This is a genomic window from Natronorubrum sediminis (assembly GCF_900108095.1).
In the GTDB taxonomy this organism is placed as follows: Archaea; Halobacteriota; Halobacteria; order Halobacteriales; family Natrialbaceae; genus Natronorubrum; species Natronorubrum sediminis.
The window spans coordinates 490,096-509,085 of sequence record NZ_FNWL01000001.1 but is presented as its reverse complement, the minus strand read 5'-3'; the positions used below and the strand labels follow the sequence as shown (position 1 = coordinate 509,085).

Annotated in this window: 19 protein-coding genes and 1 tRNA gene; 12 read left to right on the top strand and 8 right to left on the bottom strand. The window is 61.1% G+C overall.

The genetic code is table 11. The features are described from left to right. Window positions 1–104: 104 nt before the first annotated feature. A complete protein-coding gene (locus BLW62_RS02505) occupies window positions 105–908 on the top strand; it encodes an enoyl-CoA hydratase/isomerase family protein (RefSeq protein WP_090504706.1) in 804 nt (267 codons plus the stop codon). A gap of 511 nt (window positions 909–1,419) precedes the next feature. Here the strand turns inward: BLW62_RS02505 and BLW62_RS02500 are convergent. After that, the gene (locus tag BLW62_RS02500; protein ID WP_090504704.1) at window positions 1,420–2,472 is read right to left on the bottom strand and encodes a phytoene/squalene synthase family protein; all 1,053 of its coding nucleotides are present in this window, start codon (window positions 2,470–2,472) and stop codon (window positions 1,420–1,422) included. Window positions 2,473–2,680: 208 nt separating this feature from the next. Between BLW62_RS02500 and BLW62_RS02495 the strand changes: the two genes are divergently transcribed. Together BLW62_RS02495 and BLW62_RS02490 are read left to right on the top strand one after the other, a co-directional pair. After that, a complete protein-coding gene (locus tag BLW62_RS02495) occupies window positions 2,681–3,319 on the top strand; it encodes an SDR family oxidoreductase (RefSeq protein WP_090504701.1) in 639 nt (212 codons plus the stop codon). A gap of 112 nt (window positions 3,320–3,431) precedes the next feature. Continuing rightward, on the top strand, window positions 3,432–4,580 hold the full coding sequence (locus BLW62_RS02490; protein ID WP_090504699.1) for an acyl-CoA dehydrogenase: 1,149 nt from the start codon (window positions 3,432–3,434) through the stop codon (window positions 4,578–4,580). A gap of 30 nt (window positions 4,581–4,610) precedes the next feature. On the opposite strand, the gene BLW62_RS02485 is transcribed toward BLW62_RS02490, so the two are convergent. From BLW62_RS02485 to BLW62_RS02475, 3 genes are all read right to left on the bottom strand, one after another. Then, window positions 4,611–4,835 carry a hypothetical protein gene (locus BLW62_RS02485; RefSeq protein ID WP_090504696.1) on the bottom strand — a complete coding sequence of 75 codons (225 nt, stop codon included), beginning with the start codon at window positions 4,833–4,835 and terminating at the stop codon, window positions 4,611–4,613. Between the two features lie 79 nt (window positions 4,836–4,914). Then, window positions 4,915–5,214, bottom strand: a complete 300-nt coding sequence (locus BLW62_RS02480) for a PadR family transcriptional regulator (protein ID WP_090504693.1) — start codon at window positions 5,212–5,214, stop codon at window positions 4,915–4,917. A 56-nt stretch (window positions 5,215–5,270) separates the two neighbouring features. Beyond that, window positions 5,271–6,185, bottom strand: a complete 915-nt coding sequence (locus BLW62_RS02475) for a DUF3267 domain-containing protein (RefSeq protein WP_090504690.1) — start codon at window positions 6,183–6,185, stop codon at window positions 5,271–5,273. A gap of 109 nt (window positions 6,186–6,294) precedes the next feature. Here BLW62_RS02475 and BLW62_RS02470 point away from each other — a divergent pair, with 109 nt between their 5' ends. From BLW62_RS02470 to BLW62_RS02460, 3 genes are all read left to right on the top strand, one after another. Beyond that, window positions 6,295–6,603 carry a DUF7111 family protein gene (locus tag BLW62_RS02470; RefSeq protein WP_090504687.1) on the top strand — a complete coding sequence of 103 codons (309 nt, stop codon included), beginning with the start codon at window positions 6,295–6,297 and terminating at the stop codon, window positions 6,601–6,603. A 117-nt stretch (window positions 6,604–6,720) separates the two neighbouring features. Further along, window positions 6,721–8,160: a heme o synthase gene (locus tag BLW62_RS02465; RefSeq protein WP_090504684.1), complete on the top strand. Its 1,440-nt coding sequence runs from the start codon at window positions 6,721–6,723 to the stop codon at window positions 8,158–8,160. Between the two features lie 58 nt (window positions 8,161–8,218). Continuing rightward, entirely contained in the window at window positions 8,219–8,842 is a 624-nt protein-coding gene (locus BLW62_RS02460; protein ID WP_090504681.1) for a thioredoxin domain-containing protein, read from the top strand. Between the two features lie 48 nt (window positions 8,843–8,890). Here the strand turns inward: BLW62_RS02460 and BLW62_RS02455 are convergent, their stop codons facing one another. Together BLW62_RS02455 and BLW62_RS02450 are read right to left on the bottom strand one after the other, a co-directional pair. Next, the gene (locus BLW62_RS02455; protein ID WP_090504679.1) at window positions 8,891–9,898 is read right to left on the bottom strand and encodes an aldo/keto reductase; all 1,008 of its coding nucleotides are present in this window, start codon (window positions 9,896–9,898) and stop codon (window positions 8,891–8,893) included. Window positions 9,899–9,983: 85 nt separating this feature from the next. Further along, complete coding sequence (locus BLW62_RS02450; RefSeq protein WP_090504677.1) at window positions 9,984–10,940, bottom strand: TIGR03557 family F420-dependent LLM class oxidoreductase; 957 nt, start codon at window positions 10,938–10,940, stop codon at window positions 9,984–9,986. Between the two features lie 144 nt (window positions 10,941–11,084). Here BLW62_RS02450 and BLW62_RS02445 point away from each other — a divergent pair, with 144 nt between their 5' ends. The 3 genes from BLW62_RS02445 (at window position 11,085) to BLW62_RS02435 (ending at window position 13,087) form a co-directional block, all read left to right on the top strand. Further along, window positions 11,085–12,086, top strand: coding sequence for an ABC transporter ATP-binding protein (locus BLW62_RS02445; RefSeq protein ID WP_090504675.1), 1,002 nt, complete (start codon window positions 11,085–11,087; stop codon window positions 12,084–12,086). Further along, on the top strand, window positions 12,083–12,856 hold the full coding sequence (locus BLW62_RS02440) for an ABC transporter permease (RefSeq protein WP_076578611.1): 774 nt from the start codon (window positions 12,083–12,085) through the stop codon (window positions 12,854–12,856). Before BLW62_RS02445 ends, BLW62_RS02440 begins: the two co-directional genes overlap by 4 nt. A 158-nt stretch (window positions 12,857–13,014) precedes the next feature. Then, a tRNA-Gln gene (locus BLW62_RS02435) sits at window positions 13,015–13,087 on the top strand. Window positions 13,088–13,381: 294 nt separating this feature from the next. Here BLW62_RS02435 and BLW62_RS02430 read toward each other — a convergent pair. Next, entirely contained in the window at window positions 13,382–13,633 is a 252-nt protein-coding gene (locus tag BLW62_RS02430; protein ID WP_090504672.1) for a hypothetical protein, read from the bottom strand. A gap of 548 nt (window positions 13,634–14,181) precedes the next feature. Between BLW62_RS02430 and BLW62_RS02425 the strand changes: the two genes are divergently transcribed. The 3 genes from BLW62_RS02425 to BLW62_RS02415 all read left to right on the top strand — a co-directional run bounded on the left by BLW62_RS02425 (window position 14,182) and on the right by BLW62_RS02415 (window position 17,794). Further along, entirely contained in the window at window positions 14,182–14,814 is a 633-nt protein-coding gene (locus BLW62_RS02425; protein WP_090504669.1) for a DUF7344 domain-containing protein, read from the top strand. Window positions 14,815–15,193: 379 nt separating this feature from the next. Further along, window positions 15,194–15,856: a helix-turn-helix domain-containing protein gene (locus tag BLW62_RS02420; RefSeq protein WP_090504665.1), complete on the top strand. Its 663-nt coding sequence runs from the start codon at window positions 15,194–15,196 to the stop codon at window positions 15,854–15,856. Between the two features lie 288 nt (window positions 15,857–16,144). After that, on the top strand, window positions 16,145–17,794 hold the full coding sequence (locus BLW62_RS02415) for a right-handed parallel beta-helix repeat-containing protein (protein WP_394328158.1): 1,650 nt from the start codon (window positions 16,145–16,147) through the stop codon (window positions 17,792–17,794). A 101-nt stretch (window positions 17,795–17,895) separates the two neighbouring features. On the opposite strand, the gene BLW62_RS02410 is transcribed toward BLW62_RS02415, so the two are convergent. After that, window positions 17,896–18,963 carry a polysaccharide deacetylase family protein gene (locus tag BLW62_RS02410; RefSeq protein ID WP_090504662.1) on the bottom strand — a complete coding sequence of 356 codons (1,068 nt, stop codon included), beginning with the start codon at window positions 18,961–18,963 and terminating at the stop codon, window positions 17,896–17,898. Between the last annotated feature and the right edge of the window lie 27 nt (window positions 18,964–18,990).

Here is an 18,990-nt window from a genome sequence, read left to right as displayed (position 1 = left end):
GTGATGGTGGCGCGAATGAAGTCCTCTGGATTGACATCTGGGGTAGTTCACCTCTCGGGCAAGCCATCGAAACTGGCTTATCATGACATGGTAAACCAACCCTTATGGCTGATTACAAAGCACTCAATTACGATCACGAAGGGGATATCGTTACGATCCAGTTCGACCGGCCCGATAAACTGAACGCCATCAACGGAACGATGCGGACAGAACTGCGCGAAGCTGCTGAGGAAGCAGCAGTCAGCGATGCTCGCGTTGTCATCCTCAAGGGGTCGGGGCGTGCGTTTTCGGCGGGAGTCGATCACGACCTTCTCAGGGAGATGGGAGAGTACGAATCCGACCGCTTCCGCTGGGAATACCGTCGTCACCACCGTATGTTCGACGAGTACGAACATATGGAAAAACCAGTCATCGCGGCGGTCAACGGCGTGTGTGCCGGCGGCGGATTCGAACTCGCCTTGCACTGTGATTTCATCGTCGCCACGGAATCGGCGACGTTCGGGTACCCGGAGGACAACATCGGATTCATCCCCGCCTCGGGTGCCTGTGCGAAATTATCGAAGGAGGTCGGCTCGTTCCAGGCCAAAGAACTCGTCCTCTGTACCGGATCGAAAGGTTCGATGGTGACTGCGGAAGAGGCACACGATCGGTTCGGGTTCGTCAATCGCGTCTACGACGACGACTCATTCGATTCAGACATTCAATCGTTCGCCGAAGATCTCGCCGATACCGCTCCGCTTGCGACTGCGGTCGGCAAGAAGATCCTGACCCAGAGTCAAGATATGGCCTACGTCGCGGCTCGCGAGTTCGAACGCACAGGTCAGAGCCTTCTCGCCCAGTCTCAGGACCACGAAGAAGGTATGGCGGCCTTCCAGGAAAATCGAGATCCCGAATTCGAAGGCAAGTAACTAGCAGTCGACACGGTCACTCTCAGTGATCGTTCCCCCTGTGCACCTGTAGTTGCGCAGGTGGAAGCACTATCGTGATTTGAGATGGAATAGATTCTGTTTCGGGTCTCAAAACAAACGCGATCTATTATTGGCCCCTGTACTGACCAATCCCTATTCGGTGTGGGGGACCTTTTGTGAAACCCTCAGTTATCGTTATACCTGAAGATCCGTCTCCGCGCGGATAGCTGCATGTAAATCCCATTCTTTCTGTGGGCCGTAATCACATACTTTCCGATGTCGAGATTGTGGAAAGAATCGGCCCTAATACGGTTTACCCTGTTTCTTTATCTTCGTCGAGGCTCTCCCGGCGTATTTGGGCAGCCTGATCAATATGCAGACGCAAGTACCTTTTTCGGCGTCGGGATTCCGCGGGCCCGCGTCGATGCGATACACAGCGGGGCGTTGGCTAGTTGATCGCCGACTGCGACACCTCCTCCGCACAAAGTAACAGTGATTCGACCGAAAACGGCTACGACTGCTGATGGAGCGGCTTTTCTGCCATCTCCTTGCGAAGGTCGGCCAATGCCGCACGGGAAATTTCACCCTCGAACGTCTGCAAGAGCGCATACACTTCCGCTCGAGAGACTTTCACGTCACCGTCGCGAATGACGTCCTCTGGGCGTTCGCGAAGCTCTCGCATCGTGCCGACGGCGAGGAGGTACGGAATCGCCCACGCCGAGAGGCGATTGCCGTGGGTTTCGGGGACAACCTCGAGGTAGCGGTGGGCGTCGTCGAGGTACGTCTCCGCGCGGCCGGTGACGCGTTTGATGACGTTCGTGACGCCGCGTTGATTCGAGTCGTCGGTGACTTGCTCGATGTCGATATCCTCTTCCTCGAGCCACTCTGCGGGGAGATAGACGTTGTTTTCCTCGTGATAATCAGATTCGACGTCCTTCGCGATGTTGACCAGCTGTAAGAGTAACGCGAAAGACCGCGCGTTCGCTCGCATCTCCGCGGCTCGCTCCTGTGACGCGCCACGGGCGACCAACCCCGTGATGAGCGTGCCGACGGTTCCGGCTGCGTACCAGCAGTACTCCTCGAGTTCCTCGAGCGTCTGGAGGCGAAGCCCACCTTCCTCGGCGTAGCGACTCGTGAACATCGCCATGCCGTCGACGAGTTCTCGAACGGGTTCGCGCATGATCTCGCGTGGCTCATCCTCGAGCGACTCGAACGTTCGAAGAATGCGCGGCGTCTCGGCAACGACGTCCCAGTCGTCGGTTCGCTCGTCCGGAATCCAGGGCTCGACGGCCGTCATGAAGTCGCCAACCGTCTGGTCGGCCGTCGGATCGAGTAACTGATCGTACGTCGTCAGCAGTTCGGTCTGCGCTTCCGGCGGAATGTGACCCGCGTCCTCGATCGTGTCCGCGACGCGACAGAGGAGGTAGCCGAGACAGATGTGTTTCGCCATCGGCTCCTCGAGCCGATCGATCGTGATCGAAAAGGTTCGCGAAACGTCGTGAACGGCGTCGTAACACCACTCCAGATCGGCGTCAGTCGGCGGTTCGTGCTGGCCCGTGGTCATCTACTCTCTGTTCCTTTGTGCTGACCCCGGAAAAACACCGCGGTCTCGGCGGACTGTTCCGTTCGATACGAGGAACACCGGTCTTACTCGAGTCGAACGGCGGACGTGGTATCGATTTCGACCGACCGGGATCCATACCGGAAATTGCCATTGGTTCCCCAGCGTATTCCAACACCGGATCTATTCCTGCGGAAAGAAGAGGAGAGACATGGCACAGACTGTACTCGTCGCTGGCGCACACGGACAGGTCGGACAACACGTTACCGAACGCCTCGGGGCGAGCGATCACGAGGCCAAAGCGATGGTCCGCGACGACGACCAGACCGAGGAGATGGACGCGATCGGTGCGGACGAGACGGTCGTCGCCGATCTTACAGAATCGGTCTCACACGCCGTCGAGGGCTGTAATTCGGTTATCTTCGCGGCGGGTTCCGGTGGGAACGACGTCTACGGCGTCGACCGCGACGGCGCAATCGCGCTAATCGACGCCGCCCTCGAGGCGGGAGCCGATCGATTCGTCATGCTCAGTTCGATGGGTGTCGACGACCCGGACGACGCACCCGAGGCCCTCCAGGACTACCTGATCGCCAAAGCGGAAGCCGACGAGTACCTTCGCGAGAGCGACCTCGAGTGGACGATCGTTCGACCCGGCGAGTTGACGAACGAGGACGGAGACGGACGGATTCGCGTCGGCAACTTCGACCTCGGGGACGGCGATATCCCGCGCGAAGACGTCGCCCAGACGCTGATCGCGTGCCTCGAGCGAGACGGATTCGTCGGCGAGACGTTCGAACTGTTGGGCGGCGAGCACTCGATCGACGAGGCCCTCGAGTCCTGGAGTCGGTGAGGAAGCCGAGACGAAATCAACGACGACGGCGATCTCAAAACCGTCGAGAAGCAGCGATATCAAACCGACCGACAGCGATACTACTAACAATGGACGCCGCGATTGCTCGAGCATGGACTTCGCACTCTCGGCCGAGCAACGCCAGATTCGGGAGATGGTCTCCGAGTTCGTGGACGAAGAGGTCGTTCCCGTCGCGGACGAGATCGATCACGAGGACGAGTTCCCGGCCGACCTCGTCGGCGAGATGGCCGAGCTCGGACTGATGGGGATGCCCTTCCCCGAGGAGTACGGCGGCGCTGGGTTAGACTATCACTCCTACGCGATCGGACTCGAGGAGATCGCTCGAGGGTCGGGCGGACTCGGGACGGTCGTCGCAGCCCACACCTCGCTTGCGGGCAACATGCTCTACGAGTTCGGCGACGAATCCCAGAAGGAAGAGTTCCTGACGCCCGTCGCAGCGGGCGAGGACGTCGGCGCGTTCGCGCTCTCGGAAGCCGGTGCGGGCAGCGACGTGCCGGCGATGGAGACCACCGCCGAGAAAGACGGAGACGAATACGTGATCAACGGCGGCAAGCTCTGGATTTCCAACGGCTCGGTCGCCGACACCGTCACACTGTTCGCGAAGACCGATCCGGACGCGGGCAACAAAGGAATCTCGTCGTTCGTCGTTCGGCCCGAGGAGGACGACGGCTTCATCGTCGAAGGGACGGAGGACAAACTCGGCGATAAGGGCTGCCCAACAGCCGAACTTCGCTTCGACGACCTCCGAATTCCGGAATCGCGCCTGCTCGGTGAGGAAGGCGACGGCTTCGTCCACGCGCTCAAGACACTCAACGGCGGGCGAATCACCATCGCAGCCCGCGGGGTCGGTATCGCTCGCGCCGCCTTCGAGGAGGCTCGAGACTACGCGGGAGAACGCGAACAGTTCGGCCAACCGATCGGCGAGTTCCAGTCGATCAAACACAAGCTAGCGGACATGGACACGAAGATTCAGGCCGCTAAAATGCTCATGCACAAGGCCGCAGACAAGAAGATTCGGGGCGAGAACTACATCAAAGACGCCTCGCAGGCCAAACTCTACGCCTCCGAGGTGAGCCGCGAGGTCGCGAACGAGGGCATCCAGATCCACGGCGGCTACGGCTACACGAAGGACTTCGCCGCCCAGCGATTCTACCGAGACGCCAAACTCAACGAAATCTACGAGGGCACCAGCGAGGTGCTCCGGAACACCATCGGCGATCAGTTGCTCGAGGACGCCTGAACCCCGCTATCTCGACTCACGTTTCGACGGTCACTCGCGCCACCACAGGGCAAACACCGTAATTCCGATCCCGCTGAGCACGCTCAGCGCCACCGCGACGACCAGCGCGAGCAGTAGGTCGATCTGCACCAAGACGAGAATGAGCGCGAGGAATCCCAGGTGAGCGACGCCGATAACGACGCCGAACCAGAACCACTTGCGCTCGACCGTCGGCTCGTCGAACGCCGAATCCGGATCGAGTTGGGAATCGGTCATCGCCACTCAGTCGCGAATACGGGCTCGAGCGGGATAGCTCCCTCGAGACGATTGCTAATTCTGACAGTTACCTCGACTCTCAGGAGTTCTCTCCTCCGTTCTCGAGACACGTCTGAATCCACTCGGCGTGCTCGCGGAGTCGTTTGTCCCCACCGTCGGTGAGCGCGTACACGTCGTGAATCCCCTCGGTTCGCTCTTCGACGAATCCGGCGTCCACGAGCGCCGACAGGGACCCGTAGAACGACTTCGGCTCGAGGTGGTCGTCGTAGTGAGACTCGAGGCGTGATTTCAACTGCTGGCCGCGCAGTTCGCCGTCCGAAGCGCCGGCGAGGAGGACACAGATGTCGCGTCTGCGACCGCTCCGGAGCCACTTGCTCATAGCCACTTCTCTGGCCCTCGAGCGCACGAACGTTTCGGTTCTTCCGAGAGCGACTGTCAACTCGGGACCGCTCGAAGTGCGAGCACGCTCTCGACGAGGGTCGCCCAGAGGAGGCCGCCAACACTCGCGAGGGCCACCATCACCGTGGCACCGATCTCGAGGAGGACCGTCCCCGATTCGGGATCGAACTCGTGTCGGAAGAGGAGCCAGCGACTGCCCGTCTCGCCGATTACGACGGTTCCAGTTCCGACGGAGAGCGAGAGAAATACCGTCCCGACGAGCGTTGTCGACACCACGACGAGCGTACCGATTGCACCAGTGACGGCTCGCACGGCGAATCGATGTCGAGACCGGCGACGAACGTCACCGTCGTCGCTCGAGGCGTAGATGCCAAATCCCTGCGCATCGTTGGGCGGCGGGGCGACTCGGACGGAAGATGGGTACTGAAGGAGCACGCCGGCCATCCAGAGGTCGCCGATCGAGCCGGCGGCGTTCGCGGCTAGGGGCACGATCAGGAGCGGCGAGGGGGAGACGAGCATCACCACTAATCCAATCGCCGTAATCCCGACGAACGGGGCGAGAAGGACGACGAGCAACTGGTTTCGCGTAAAACTCTCGCCGACCGTCCCGGCGTAGGCGTAGGGGAGTACGAAGTGAGAGACGCCGACGCCGTAGGACGGCGATGTGCCGTAGCGAGCCATAAACACGCCGTGAAGTAACTCGTGGGGAACGACGACGAGGGCAACCAGCCCGAGAGTGATGGCGGCCCAGACGAGCGCATCCGGTGGCGTGAACGCGTGAAAAACGATCGGCTCGAGCGTCGCTCCTCGAATCGTTGCCCGAACATGAGCGAACCCGTAGGCGAACGCGAAGAAGCCGACGACGGCGACGACGACCCACTGTATCGCGAGTGCCCGCGACTTGTGGAACGTCGCAACTGCTTCGAACGTGGAGGGGTCCCCTCGGCTCACGAACGCATCCTCTCAACAGACGAAAAAATCTGTATCGGTTCCTCGCCGTGTACGCCCAGCGCTCGCGGAAACCGATACCTTCCCGGTGGTCGATCCGCGAGTGTCGAGTATGACCGACGATCGGACGGCTACTGCAAACGGTATCGAAGCGACCTACGACGAAACGGAGACGGAACGTATCCTCGAGTTTCGCGCGGTTAACACCGACGACCCCGAGACCACCCCAACCGGAGCGAGCGCGGCGATCGCCCAAAACGTCGAGGGCTACGCCATGTTGAAGGTTCGGCCGACGGCCGACGGCGACGAACTCGAGCGCTACTACGGGTTCGACATGGCACTTGATCACGTCGGGGAACTGCTCGGCGTCTCACCACACGACCTTCCGATTCCCGAAGCCGGCGACGATATGGGAATGTGAGCGTTCGCCACGGGCGTTCGCGCACCCATGTCGTTGTGTCACCCGTCATTCCCGCTAAATGGGGATAAAACGGGACTCATAAATATGCAGAGTCGAAGTTACAAGACAAGGATAGCCGTGGCAACTGAATCTTCGTCGTTTCCCCGTCCGATCGACACACGACAACGGTTTTCTGCACTACTCGCAGCAACGGCGCTCGGTGTCTACCTCCTGTTGATCATCGGCGCGACGACCTCACTGACGAACGCCGCGTCGGCGTGTTCGACCTGGCCGACCTGTCACGCACCCGCGGATCCGCTGAATCAGACGGAACTCGCCATCGCGTGGGGCCACCGACTCGCCGCCGTCGTCGTCGGCGCACTCGTCGCCGCGACGGCCGTCGCCGCCGTCTTCGGCGACGTCTCGAGGCGCGTCCGCTGGATCCTCGTCGTCGCCGCGGCCCTCTACATCGTGCAAGTGGGCGTCGGCGCGCTCACGGCGACGGTCGGCCCCGCAGCGATCGTCCCCGGACTACACCTCACGCTCGGTCTCGTGATCTTTACCGCAATCGTCCTCGCGCTCGCCTGGGACCTCGAGCTCGCAACGGGCGAAGCAGACGATACGATCGAGACACCCGAGCCACTCGAACAAGCCGTCGCCTCGGGCGAGGCGTCCGCACCCGACGTTCGCCCGCTTCCCGACGGACGCCTCGCTCGCGCTCGGCTCACCGCTTTCGCGTACTTCAAAATGATGAAGCCACGGTTGATGTGGCTGCTCTGTCTCGTCGCCGCGGCCGGAATGGCACTGGCTGCTGGACCGAATCTGACCATTTCGCTCATCGTTGCGACGCTCGGCGGCGGCGTCCTCGCGATCGGTGCGAGTGGCACGTTCAACCACGTCCTCGAGCGCGACGTCGACCAGCGGATGTCCCGGACGGCCGACCGACCGCTGGCGACCGAACTGATCCCCGTCCGAAACGCGATGGCCTTCGGCTTACTCCTGACAGCCGCCTCGCTCGGCGTCTTCCTGACGATCAACCCGCTCGCGGCCGCACTCGGCCTCGCCGCGATTATCTTCTACAGCGTCGTCTACACGCTCGTACTCAAGCCAAACACCGTCCAGAACACGGTCATCGGCGGGGCTGCGGGTGCGCTGCCGGCGCTCATCGGCTGGGCGGCGGTGACCAACGAGATCGGCTGGCCGGCGCTCGCCCTCGCCGGCGTGATCTTCCTCTGGACGCCTGCTCACTTCTACAACCTCGCGTTGGCGTACAAGGACGACTACGCTCGCGGCGGGTTCCCGATGATGCCCGTCGTCCGCGGCGAGACCGAGACCCGAAAGCACATCGTCTACTACATCGGTGCGACGCTCGTCAGCACGATCGCGCTCGCGTGGATCACCGACCTCGGCGTCATCTACGCCGCGACGGTCGCCATCTTCGGCGGCATCTTCCTCTGGGCGGCCATCCGGCTCCACTTCGAGCAGACGGAAGCCGCCGCGTTCCGTTCGTTCCACGCCTCGAACGCCTTCCTCGGTGCCGTGCTCGTGGCCGTCCTCGTCGACGCGCTCGTTATCTGACCGGCGACCCGACGCAGACCGATATTCCTAACAGAAGTCCACCCCTAGCGGTAGTCAAATGAATCGTCGAACGTTTCTCGGGACGGCCGCCGGAACCACGCTGGCCATCGGGCTCGCTGGTTGTAGCTCCCAGACGACTGATATCGACGGCGTCGACCCCGAACGTCAGCTTTCGGCGCCGGCACTCGGCAACGGCGACGTCACCGTCGAAGTGTACGCCGACTTTACGTGCCCGGCCTGTCACAACTTTCAGTCGGGCGTGTTTCCCTCCATCGAAGAAGAACTGATCGAGCCGGACGAGATTACCTACCAGCACGCCGATTTCCCGATTCCCGTCGAGGACGAGGCCGTGCCGATGGCCAACGCCGCCCGCGCGGTACAAGACGAGACCAAATCCGACGACGATCCGGCTGGCGAGTTCTTCGCGTACAAGGAAGCGCTGTTCGCAACCGACGACTGGAGCAACGACAATCTCGAGTCGACCGCGGAGGACGTCGGCGTCGACCCCGATGTCGTCGCGGACGCGCTCGAGGACGAAACCTACCTCCCGACGCTCGCGGCGGATAAGGAACGAGGCGAGGACGCAGGTGTCGAGGGGACACCAGCAGTGATCGTCGACGGCCAACTTCTCGACGGACCCGACGCCGATACCATCTTCGCAGCGGTCGAAGACGCCTCCTAATTCAAAGAGTCGTTCGACTACGGTTCTTCCCGCGATGGGATCGGCCACTCACTCGTCTGACTGGCGAGCCGCGTCGATCCGCTCGAACTGCTCGTTGCTCAGATCGAGTTCGACGGCACCGACGTTCTCCTCGAGTTGCTCGGGCGTGCGAGCGCCGACGATCGGGACGCAGGTGAATCGATCCTGCTCCATCAGCCACCGCAAGGAGACCTGCGCCGGCGAGGCGTTCGCTTCGTCGGCGACGGATTCGACGGCCTCGAGGACGTCCCACGCCCGGTCGGTCGCGTATCGATCCTCGAACAGGTCGTCGAAACTGCCTCGAGAGCCGTCCGGCGCTTCGACGGAGCCGTCGTCAGCCCGCTCGTACTTGCCCGTTAGGAAGCCGCCAGCGAGTGGCGAGTACGGGCAGACGGCGAGGTCTTGATCCGCACAGACGTCGAGGTAGTCACCGACGGCGTCGTAGTGGGCGGCGTTGACCATCGGCTGGGTGACGTCGAAGCGCTCGAGTCCCTCGACGTCGCTGGTCCACAGCGCTTTCGTGAGTTGCCAGGCGGCCATCGTCGACGCGCCGAGGTGGGTGACTTTCCCCTCGCGGACGAGGTCCGTCAGCACGGACATGGTCTCTTCGATGGGGGTGTCCTCGTCCCAGCGGTGGATGTAGTAGCAGTCGAGGTAGTCCGTGCCGAGTCGCTCGAGCGTGCCCTCGATCTGGGCGCGGATGTGTTTTCGGCCGAGTCCAGAGTCGTTCGGCCCGGGTTCGCCCCAGCCGTCGAACTCGAAGTACACCTTCGAGGCGATGACGAGGTCTTCTCGGTCGACGTCGCGGTCGGCCATCCACTCGCCGATCCACTCCTCGCTGGTGCCGTCGGGGGTGCCGTAGACGTTCGCCGTATCGATGAAGTTGATCCCGTGGTCCAGACAGGCGTCGAGCAGGTCGTGGGCTTCCTCACGCGTCGTCTCGTTCTCGAGGTTGCCGGTCTCCCGGCCGAATCGCCAGGTGCCGTAGCAAACCTTCGAAACGGTCGTGCCCGTGTTCCCGAGCGTGGTGTACTCCATGGGCGTCGTTCGCCCGCGAGCGGCAAAATACGTGTGGAAAGCGCCCTACCGCACGACTCGGTTCCCGGCTCGCTCAGAACCGTTGTTACGCAAACGACGGCAGCACCTCCGCCTCGTAGAACTCGATCGCTGCGTCCTGCTCGGGGCCGATCTGGTGGAAGTAGACGTGATCGTAGCCGACGTCGATGGCCTGCTCGAGGCTGTCGATGTGATCTTGGGGATCGGGACTGGTGGTCGTGCCTGCCTCGGCGATGTCTTCTTTCTCGACCATCTCGGCGGCCTGCTTGAAGTGTGCGGGCGTGGGCAGTTCCTGGCCGAGTTCACCCGGAATCGAGCCGTTGGGCCAGTACTCGTAGACCGTCTCGATGGCGTCTTCCTCGGTTTCGGCGTAACAGCCGTGGAGTTGCGTGTATTTTGGCCCCTCCCCGCCGGCGTCCTCGTAGGCCTCGACCGGCCCCTCTTTCGGCCCCGAACACCAGAGGCCGTCGGCGTTCTCGGCCGTCCACTCGGCCGTCTGCGGGCCGAACGCGCTCGCGATCGTCGTCGGTTGTTCGTCGGGACACGTGTAGAGTCGCGCGTTCTCGACCGTGAAGTGCTCGCCGCGGTGACTGATCGTTTCGCCGGTCCAGAGCTCGCGCATGACGACCATCGCCTCCTCGAGCATCTCGAGGCGGACGTCGTGCTCGGGCCAGCGTTCCCCTGTCACGTGCTCGTTCAGGTTCTCGCCCGTGCCGACGCCGAAGGTGAACCGGTCGCCGAACATCTCGTCGACGGTGGCGACCGCGTGGGCGACGTTGAGCGGGTGAATTCGGATCGTCGGGCAGGTCACGCCGACGCCGACGTCGATCTCGTCCGTCGCGTTCGCAATCGCACCCAGCGTCGACCAGACGAACGGTGATTCTCCCTGCTCGGAGACCCACGGGTGAAAGTGATCCGAAATAGAGAGAAAGTCGAAGCCTGCTTCCTCAGCACGTTCGGCGATGTCGACGAGTTCGGTCGGCCCGTGCTCTTCGCTCGAGAGCGTATAGCCAATCTGAGTCATTGCGCCCGTCCTACCACGAATTCTCGGGTAATAGTTGAGCCTGCGTGGGCAAGAACGCCGGACTCGCGAACTCTGGGCGAAGAACGCTCGACCGGCAGCCCCGGAATCGAACACCTTACCCGGGATGCGTGGCTACCTCGGCGCATGGACGCCGAAGCCGTGGTCGACGCGACGGACCTCGAGAAGACCTACGACGAGACGGTGGCGCTCTCGGGAGCGTCACTCTCCGTCGGGGGCGGCGAGGTCTTCGCGCTCATCGGCCCGAACGGTGCGGGAAAGACGACGCTCGTTCGCGCGTTGACGGGAACGACGACGCCCGACTCGGGATCCGCTCGAGTGCTCGGCGAGGTCCCCTCGGCTATCGACCGAGACCGACTGGGGGTGCTCCCACAGGACTTCTCGCCGCCGGATCGCCTCAGTGCCCGCGAACTGCTTTCGTACTACGCCGGACTCTACGACGATCCTCGAGACCCCGATTCCGTGCTCGCCGACGTCGGCCTCGCCGACGCGGGTGACACCTGGTACGAGGACCTCTCGGGTGGCCAGCAACGACGCGTCTGCGTCGGCTCGACGCTGGTCAACGATCCGGACGTGCTCTTTCTGGACGAGCCGACGACGGGGATCGACCCCGCCGGCCGGCGGACGGTCTGGCGCTTGATCGAAGACCTCGCAGCAGGTGGGACGACCGTCGTGCTCACCACCCACGACATGGCCGAAGCCGAACGGCTGGCCGACCGCGTCGGCTTACTCGCCAACGGATCCGTCGTCGCCCGCGGAACGCCGACCGACCTCGTGGCCGAACACGGCGGCTCGAGTCGCCTCACGATCGAAACGACGGCCAAACTGGACGCGTTCGCCGACCTCGCGTTCCCCGTCGACCGACCGGAGCAGGGGCGCGTTCGCGCTCGGCGTTCGAACGACGCGGTCGTGGTCCAGGAAATCGAGCCGGCCGAGATCGGAGCGGTCGTCGACTTTCTCGAGGGACACGACCTCGAGTACACTGGCCTCTCGTGGAGTGAACCCGACCTCGAGGACGTCTATCTCACGCTGGCCGACGAGACAGAACTCGAGCGGACGAATCACGGGACGGAGCCTGGAGACGATTCGACGGACGACGGCGTCGCCCAAACGGGTGAGACAGCGTGAGCCGGCTTACTCGCGTTCGTGCGGAGGCCAGCGCCGGTTGGCGGTCGTTCGTCCGCAGGCGGACGGCCGTCTTCTTTACGTTCTTCTTCCCCGTCATTCTGATCGTCATCTTCGGTGCGCTCGTTCGGACGGACCCCACGGGCGAAGGGCTGTTCACCGAACCTCCGGCCTACTACGTCCCGGGCTACCTCGCCGTCGTCGTCCTCTTTACGCCACTCTCGAGGATGGGCAGCGAAGTCGCCCGCCACCGTGAGGGTAACCGGTTCGAAAAGCTCGCGACGACGCCGGTCACCCGCGGGGAGTGGCTCCTCGCACAGACGCTCGTCAACGCCGTTATCATCGGCCTCGCGAGTATCCTCATCCTCATCCTCGTGGTCGCCCTGACGGGCGCAGAGATCGCGTTCTCGCCGCTGCTCGTGCCCTACATCCTGATCGGCGTCGTCTGTTTCTGTGGCGTCGGCGCGATGCTCGGCAGCTACACCGACTCCCAAGATGGAGCTGTCGCCGCGAGTAACGCCATCGGACTCCCGCTGCTCTTCCTCTCGGAGACGTTCGTCTCCCTCGAGCAACTTCCCGGTTGGTTCGCCCCCTTCGTCGACATTTCGCCGCTGACGTACTTCGCTCGCGGCGTCCGGGCGGCGACCGACCCCGCGGCTGAAACAGTTACTGTGGCCGGTCTCGAGCCTGCAGTCGGGAATCTCCTCATCCTCTCGGTCCTGGCAGTGCTCGCCTTCTGGCTCGGTGCACGTTCGATTCCACAGACGGATTGAGTTCCTCGAGAGGAGGAGCGGCATCGTCGAGACCGGTCGACGCCGTCATCTCCTCGCACCGAAAAGTAACACTATTGTGCGGTCATCTCCTATCCCGGAAGTGACGCCCGCTCGACGGCCGATGTCGGTTTCGGCTGTCGGCTCTATCCGGGCATTGCAGTCCCGTGGTGTAGTGGCCAATCATATGGGCCTTTGGAGCCTATGACGGCGGTTCGAATCCGCCCGGGACTATTTTCGCGCGAACAACTCCGTGAGTGCGAAATACGTCCAGCGGATTCGAATCAGGGAACGAAGCGAAGCGGAGTGACCGCGGTTCGAATCCGCCCGGGACTACTTCTGTCGCACACAAATCCACGAGCGACGACTGTCTTCGAATCCGTCTACAACTGCAACCCCCAGTCCGTGAGCGATAGCGACAGCAAGCACGGATACCCCGAATTGGACGTGATTCACACGATACAATGGGTAAGGCCGGAGTGGTCCGAACTCGAGCCACGCCCATCACAGGCCTCCTCGAGCATCGACTTACTCGTACAGTAGGTTAAGAAGGGACACGACCACCACTGCGCCGATCAGGTACGGAACGACACCAGCGTACAGCAGTGTCCGATCCTGGGGATCCAGATAGGCCCCGAACGTCAGGTAGAAAAAGCCCATCGTGACGAAACAGATCATCGCACCGATGGTAAACTGCAGGACGAGGACCAGTTTGAGTAGATGGTGTTCGAGGAATCCAGCCCGAAATCGTAACTGCAGGCCTTCGTGATCCGTGGTCATGCGGAGACAACTCGTTCAGGCGCTCTTAAGCGTTCTTGCCAGTTGACGTATGTCTCTCGCGCTGAGAGTACGGCCGGCTATCGAACGACGAACGTGCGTTCGTCTTCTAGCACATCGACGGTGGACCGAAGTGAACTCGAGCGAGCGAATTCGATATTTGTTCGGGGAGAACACGACTGTGCTGAGCCACCGCAAAACAGTCCCGGTTGGTGAAATCGCTCGCCCCTAACGGGTCGAATGACCGAGCGAGACGGTGACGACCCCCTCGAGAGGTCGGACGAAGTTACACGCAGAATATGCACGTCGAGCCTCAGCGCTAGCAATTGTGTCTCAGGGACCAAATTTTGTTGGTACTACGCTTTTTTATATGTAGTATAGAGTGTCAAACCAGCACTGAAGATCAGAAAGCTAACTCAACCCGATGGATGTTGTTTCACCCATAGAGAGTTCGAGAAGTATTATTTCCAAATAATTTCTCAAAATCTTCCGATTTCATTCCAAGAACAGAAGGTTTACGTATGATTACGAACCCATTCCACACACAGGGTATGACGACCACACAAAACCGCCAGCGCTGTCGTCCTGAGGGGTCTGACGACCCAGCGTCGTCAGACCGGCAAGCGCCGCTTTCACAAGACGAAATCTTCCACATCCTCCAAACCAATCGCCGCCGAGATGCGATCTCGTACCTAGTAGAAAAGCGTGGACCGGTCAAGATGAGCGACGTTGCAGAGTACGTCGCAGCACGTGAGCACGGGACGACTGTCGAGGAGCTCACGTCGACACAACGCCAGCGCGTCTACATCCCGCTGTATCAGTCACACCTCCCAAAACTCGACGAGAAAGGGATCATCGACTACAACAAACCACGCGGCATCGTCGAGACGACCGACCGGATTTCGGTGTTCGAGCCGTATCTCGAGCCGCCGGAAACGACAACTGAAGCAGAATCCGAGCACTCACTGACCTCACAACTGACGAGTTTCGTCGACGACTACTACGTGAGCTCAGTGTGCATGAGCACGGTCCTGTTGGCTGCGACCGCGTTCGGTGTGTTCCAGATTCCGCAGTTGCTCCTCGCAGTGTCCATCGTCGGATTGTTCACACTGGCAACGATTGCGACGATGGCGTCCGAAACGCTCGTGACGAGCGACTCTGTCGATCCGCACTCAACACCGTAAGCACGCTGTCACGATTTCGTGAGTACGACGATCAGGTGGAGACTATCGTCATCGGTGTCGCACAACAGTGGAGGAACTGCCGGCCGTCTTCGGCGTGAGAGATGTGGTTGTCGATAGTTGGAGCGGGGCCACGTTCGGTCTCGAGTGGGCCGAATTATCGATGTGATTCGATAACGGACATTCGTTCCGAAGACCCATCTTATCCATGTTACGGCTGACATGAAGTTTGGGAAGTATCATAGAGGGTGGGAGTCTGAAACTGACGATTGAACAACTTCCCAGTGATAGCGCCGACGGTCCCAGAAACTGCAACAGCCGGTTACACACCCTATAGGTATGATCGAATGGGGCCTCTGATTGAACACGTCACGGGTATCGTATGGGATTCATTGCAGAGATCCAACTCGTCCACGACAATCTGGCGTTAGCTCCGACGATAGCTCGCTATCCGGATGTAACGTTCAGACGCGAGTACGAGGAGACCACCGACGACGAAACGTTTCAGTTCGTCTCCGTCTTCAGTGACGAGTACGAGACCCTCGAGTCGGCGATGGAAACGGACCACACGGTCTCGAACCCGACACGGGTTGCGACGTTCGAGAACCGGGCGATCTATCGGATGACACGCGAGACCGACCTCGAGATCGTGCCACCACGGTGTGCTGAAAGTGGTGTGTTCGTGTTTACCATCACGAGCGGTGAGCGAGGGTGGATCGCGCGGGTCCATCTCCCAGACAGGGAGACGTTGAGCGCGTTTCGAGCGTGGAGTCGCGAACGCAACATGTCGTTCCGTGTGACGCAGTTGTACGATCTCTCTGCATCAGATGCTGGCACGTACTTTTTGACCGAACAGCAACACGAAATCCTCCTGATGGCCTACTACACCGGCTACTTCGACATTCCTCGAGGAATCACTCAAGACGGCTTGGCCGATCGGTTGAACGTTTCCGATTCGGCAGTGTCTCAGCGCATTCGGCGGGCGGTCTCGGAGCTGATCGGGGCAACACTAGAGGACGATCGGACGCCGTATATGCGAATATGATTGGAGCCAATCACGATCTGTGGACGGTGTCAGATTTCGAAGAGCGGGAGTGTCTCTTTGGGTCACAAATCAAACACATAACAGAATCTACGCGATATGGTCTGCGATCGAAATGTGGCTCGGTTGAGGTGTCACGACCAGTAGCACACATTTGCCCCTGAGGCAACTGTTTAATTCTTCATTTTTGTTGTCCGGATGACGTTTCAGCCAGCCGTACGTTCACTTAAAGGCTTGCTATTCGAATCCATAGCTATTGGATTGTATGATTACTCAAAAAGAATGACTATCATGTCGGAACGAAGTAGTACGAAGTCTACAGGTCATGAGGTGGTCCCTCAGACCGACGCGAGTAACGAACAAAACGGACGCCGTTCGGATGTACACTCATGTGGAAGTGGGTCACGACGAACATTCCTTCGTGGAATCGTTGGTACGGGCGTTGCCGGACTCGGTCTGGCAACAGCCATGCAGGCAACGGCGAATCCGGAATCAGAATACGGTGGCAACTACGACAACGTCGTCAACGTCGCCGATGCTGGTGCAGATACCAGCGGATCACAGTCGATCAATCCCGTCCTCGAGGACCTCCGAGCAGATAACACGCTGCTCGTGTTCCCCGAGGGGCGATACTATATGGACGAACAGTTCCGCTTTACGGGATTCGACCAATTCGGAATGGTTGGGGACGGCGCAACGCTGGTCCCGGCGAATTACCACGATTTTGCTGGCCCGCAGTTCAGGCTCTTTCGCCTCGGCGTTTCCTACAGCCCTGGTGGAGACTTGCTCTTCGAAGGCTTCGACGTCGATCAGACGGCGTCCGATACGGGTATTCGGGTAATCGAAGCGAACGTCTCCCAACACCTCGAGGTGCGAGATATTACCATCGAGGGAGAGCACGATAGCGGAACGTGGGGTCCCGGAATGTTCGCCATGACCGAACCGAGTGGCCACGGAACCGTCGAACGGTTCCACGCGCCTGACGGTGGGCTTCACGCCGACCAGACGCCGAATGCCGGGAACATCTGGCGAGGTCCAATCGGTATCGAGGCGAACACGAACGTCGGCGAACTCGAGTTCGTCGACTGTGAGCTCGGCGGGTTCCCCGACAACGGTATTTACGCGATCAACGAAGAGGGGACGGTCACCGTCGAAGGCGGCCGATTCGCGAACAGTAACGGCGCGAACGTCCGCATCGGCGGCCAGGATAGCGTCATCAGAGACGTAAGCGTCGTCGTCGACCGAACGCGCTCCTACGACAACAGTCAGCGCGCGGTTCGACTCGAGAACGCAGACGACATCCACGTCGACAACGTCGACATCACGATCACCTCGCCACAGTCGACCAGCCACGCGATCGCCGTGATGAACACCTGTCGGAGCTCTCGAATCGAGGAGACGTCGGTCGAAATCTCCGGAGACGAGGTGAACCACGGCGTCGTCGTCTCTCCCGAGGCGGGCTACACGCACATCGTCAACTCCGAAATCGTCCACGAAGCGGCCGGCGGCTACCCGCTCTGGATCCGAGACACCACCAAGGACGATCGCGTCCTCGTCGAACTCACCGACATTTCGGGTGAGGCAGGCGTCACGAACGCCGGCTTCCAGGACGGGATTCGCTGCGGTCGCGACAACTGTCGCTTTAGTCACGTGAGTGTCGACCAGCCCGGCCGCGGCGGTGACGACCGGAACGGCCTCGTCGTCGCCGCCGACGATACGACGGTCTATCAAGGGACGTTCCGTGCGAGTCAGTACCCCTACGTCGACCAAGGAAACGGGAACGTGTTCCGAAATGCCCACGCAGAATCCGACAACAGCTCTCGCGAGGGCGTTCGACTCTATCCCGATATCGACGGCCCCGAACTCCGTGCGAACACCATCGTAAACGGAATCGACGACCTCGGTGCGACGAACGTCACCGACTGGCAGAATACCACCTAGTCGACCGGTCTCCCCCGTGCCGGCGCGAGGTGAACGCTGCCGGCAGCAGACTCCCCGGACGTGGTATCCGGCGAAGCGGTCACCATGTGGAACTCATACCTTCAGCCCTCGAGCGCTCCTGTCGCGTGGAGGGCCTCGCGGAACGTGAGTACCTCGAGGTCGTGGTCTTCGACCCACTCGAGCGTTTCGCGAATTCGCTCCGCAGTCACTTCCTCTTTGAACGTATGCGCGCCGATGATACCGATCGCCTCCTCGGCGGCGACGTGCTCGAGGTCGGCCTCGACTTCTTCTGGCGTCGTAAACTCGATGAAGTAGTCTCGGTTCGTATCGAAGGCGTCGAGCGAGTCGGGATCGTTGTACATCGACCCTGGGTTGACGTTCGCGATGCCGTCGTAGTACTCGCGCGCGACATCGATCGCCCAGTCGTCGACGATGTCGTACGGAGCAAGCAACGTCTCGATCTCGAAGCCGAGTGACTCGAGTTCCGACTTCGACTCGCCGAGGAACTCGTGCATGACGTCTTCGGGGTAGCGTTCGACCGTCTCGCCGGCGGCGAAGGATTCCCCGATGGACTCCCCGAACTCGAGGTAGCCCCCGATGTCGTCGGTATCGGAGTCGACGACCGTTCGCTGGACGCTGTCCTCACCGTCAGTAATTTCGATGTCGTAGCCCTGGTGGAAACCGTGGTTGCGCTCTTCCGGATAAATTCTGGTGTCGTCGGACTCGACGTCTTCGACGAGTTCGAACGAGCCGAGTGCGGTGTGGGCCGTCGTGTGGGACATGATCTCCCAGCCAGCGTCGACGAGTTCCTCCATGTGCTCGACGTCCATCCAGTCGCTGTCGTTGAAGTCCTCTCGGCCCATCCACTCGGTGACGACTCCCGTACTGGCAGGAGCGTCGAACTCCTCGTGGACAGGAAACGCGTCGTCGTAGTCTTCCATCGGACCGTCGTCGTAGACGAAAACGACCGCGCCGCCATCGAGGTCCGGAACGTCGTCGCCGTCGTCGATGTCGTCTGAGTCGTCCCCATCTCCATTCTCGTCGTCGCTCCCGGTATCGTCGGACTCGGCGCCATCGCCGGTGAGCGAATCGGTACACCCAGCCATCAATCCGATCGCACCGACTCCGCTCGCACCGATGAAGCGACGGCGCGTCGATTCCTGACTCATCGTGTTCGATTCCGACTCGAGTGAGCC

Coding starts and splice junctions, on each gene's coding strand:
- BLW62_RS02415 (WP_394328158.1), top strand. CDS start 16,145: ATGTCGGAACGAAGTAGTACGAAGTCTACAGGTCATGAGGTGGTCCCT.
- BLW62_RS02460 (WP_090504681.1), top strand. CDS start 8,219: ATGAATCGTCGAACGTTTCTCGGGACGGCCGCCGGAACCACGCTGGCC.
- BLW62_RS02505 (WP_090504706.1), top strand. CDS start 105: ATGGCTGATTACAAAGCACTCAATTACGATCACGAAGGGGATATCGTT.
- BLW62_RS02500 (WP_090504704.1), bottom strand. CDS start 2,472: ATGACCACGGGCCAGCACGAACCGCCGACTGACGCCGATCTGGAGTGG.
- BLW62_RS02450 (WP_090504677.1), bottom strand. CDS start 10,940: ATGACTCAGATTGGCTATACGCTCTCGAGCGAAGAGCACGGGCCGACC.
- BLW62_RS02485 (WP_090504696.1), bottom strand. CDS start 4,835: ATGACCGATTCCCAACTCGATCCGGATTCGGCGTTCGACGAGCCGACG.
- BLW62_RS02480 (WP_090504693.1), bottom strand. CDS start 5,214: ATGAGCAAGTGGCTCCGGAGCGGTCGCAGACGCGACATCTGTGTCCTC.
- BLW62_RS02445 (WP_090504675.1), top strand. CDS start 11,085: ATGGACGCCGAAGCCGTGGTCGACGCGACGGACCTCGAGAAGACCTAC.
- BLW62_RS02430 (WP_090504672.1), bottom strand. CDS start 13,633: ATGACCACGGATCACGAAGGCCTGCAGTTACGATTTCGGGCTGGATTC.
- BLW62_RS02470 (WP_090504687.1), top strand. CDS start 6,295: ATGACCGACGATCGGACGGCTACTGCAAACGGTATCGAAGCGACCTAC.
- BLW62_RS02420 (WP_090504665.1), top strand. CDS start 15,194: ATGGGATTCATTGCAGAGATCCAACTCGTCCACGACAATCTGGCGTTA.
- BLW62_RS02425 (WP_090504669.1), top strand. CDS start 14,182: ATGACGACCACACAAAACCGCCAGCGCTGTCGTCCTGAGGGGTCTGAC.
- BLW62_RS02490 (WP_090504699.1), top strand. CDS start 3,432: ATGGACTTCGCACTCTCGGCCGAGCAACGCCAGATTCGGGAGATGGTC.
- BLW62_RS02455 (WP_090504679.1), bottom strand. CDS start 9,898: ATGGAGTACACCACGCTCGGGAACACGGGCACGACCGTTTCGAAGGTT.
- BLW62_RS02495 (WP_090504701.1), top strand. CDS start 2,681: ATGGCACAGACTGTACTCGTCGCTGGCGCACACGGACAGGTCGGACAA.
- BLW62_RS02410 (WP_090504662.1), bottom strand. CDS start 18,963: ATGAGTCAGGAATCGACGCGCCGTCGCTTCATCGGTGCGAGCGGAGTC.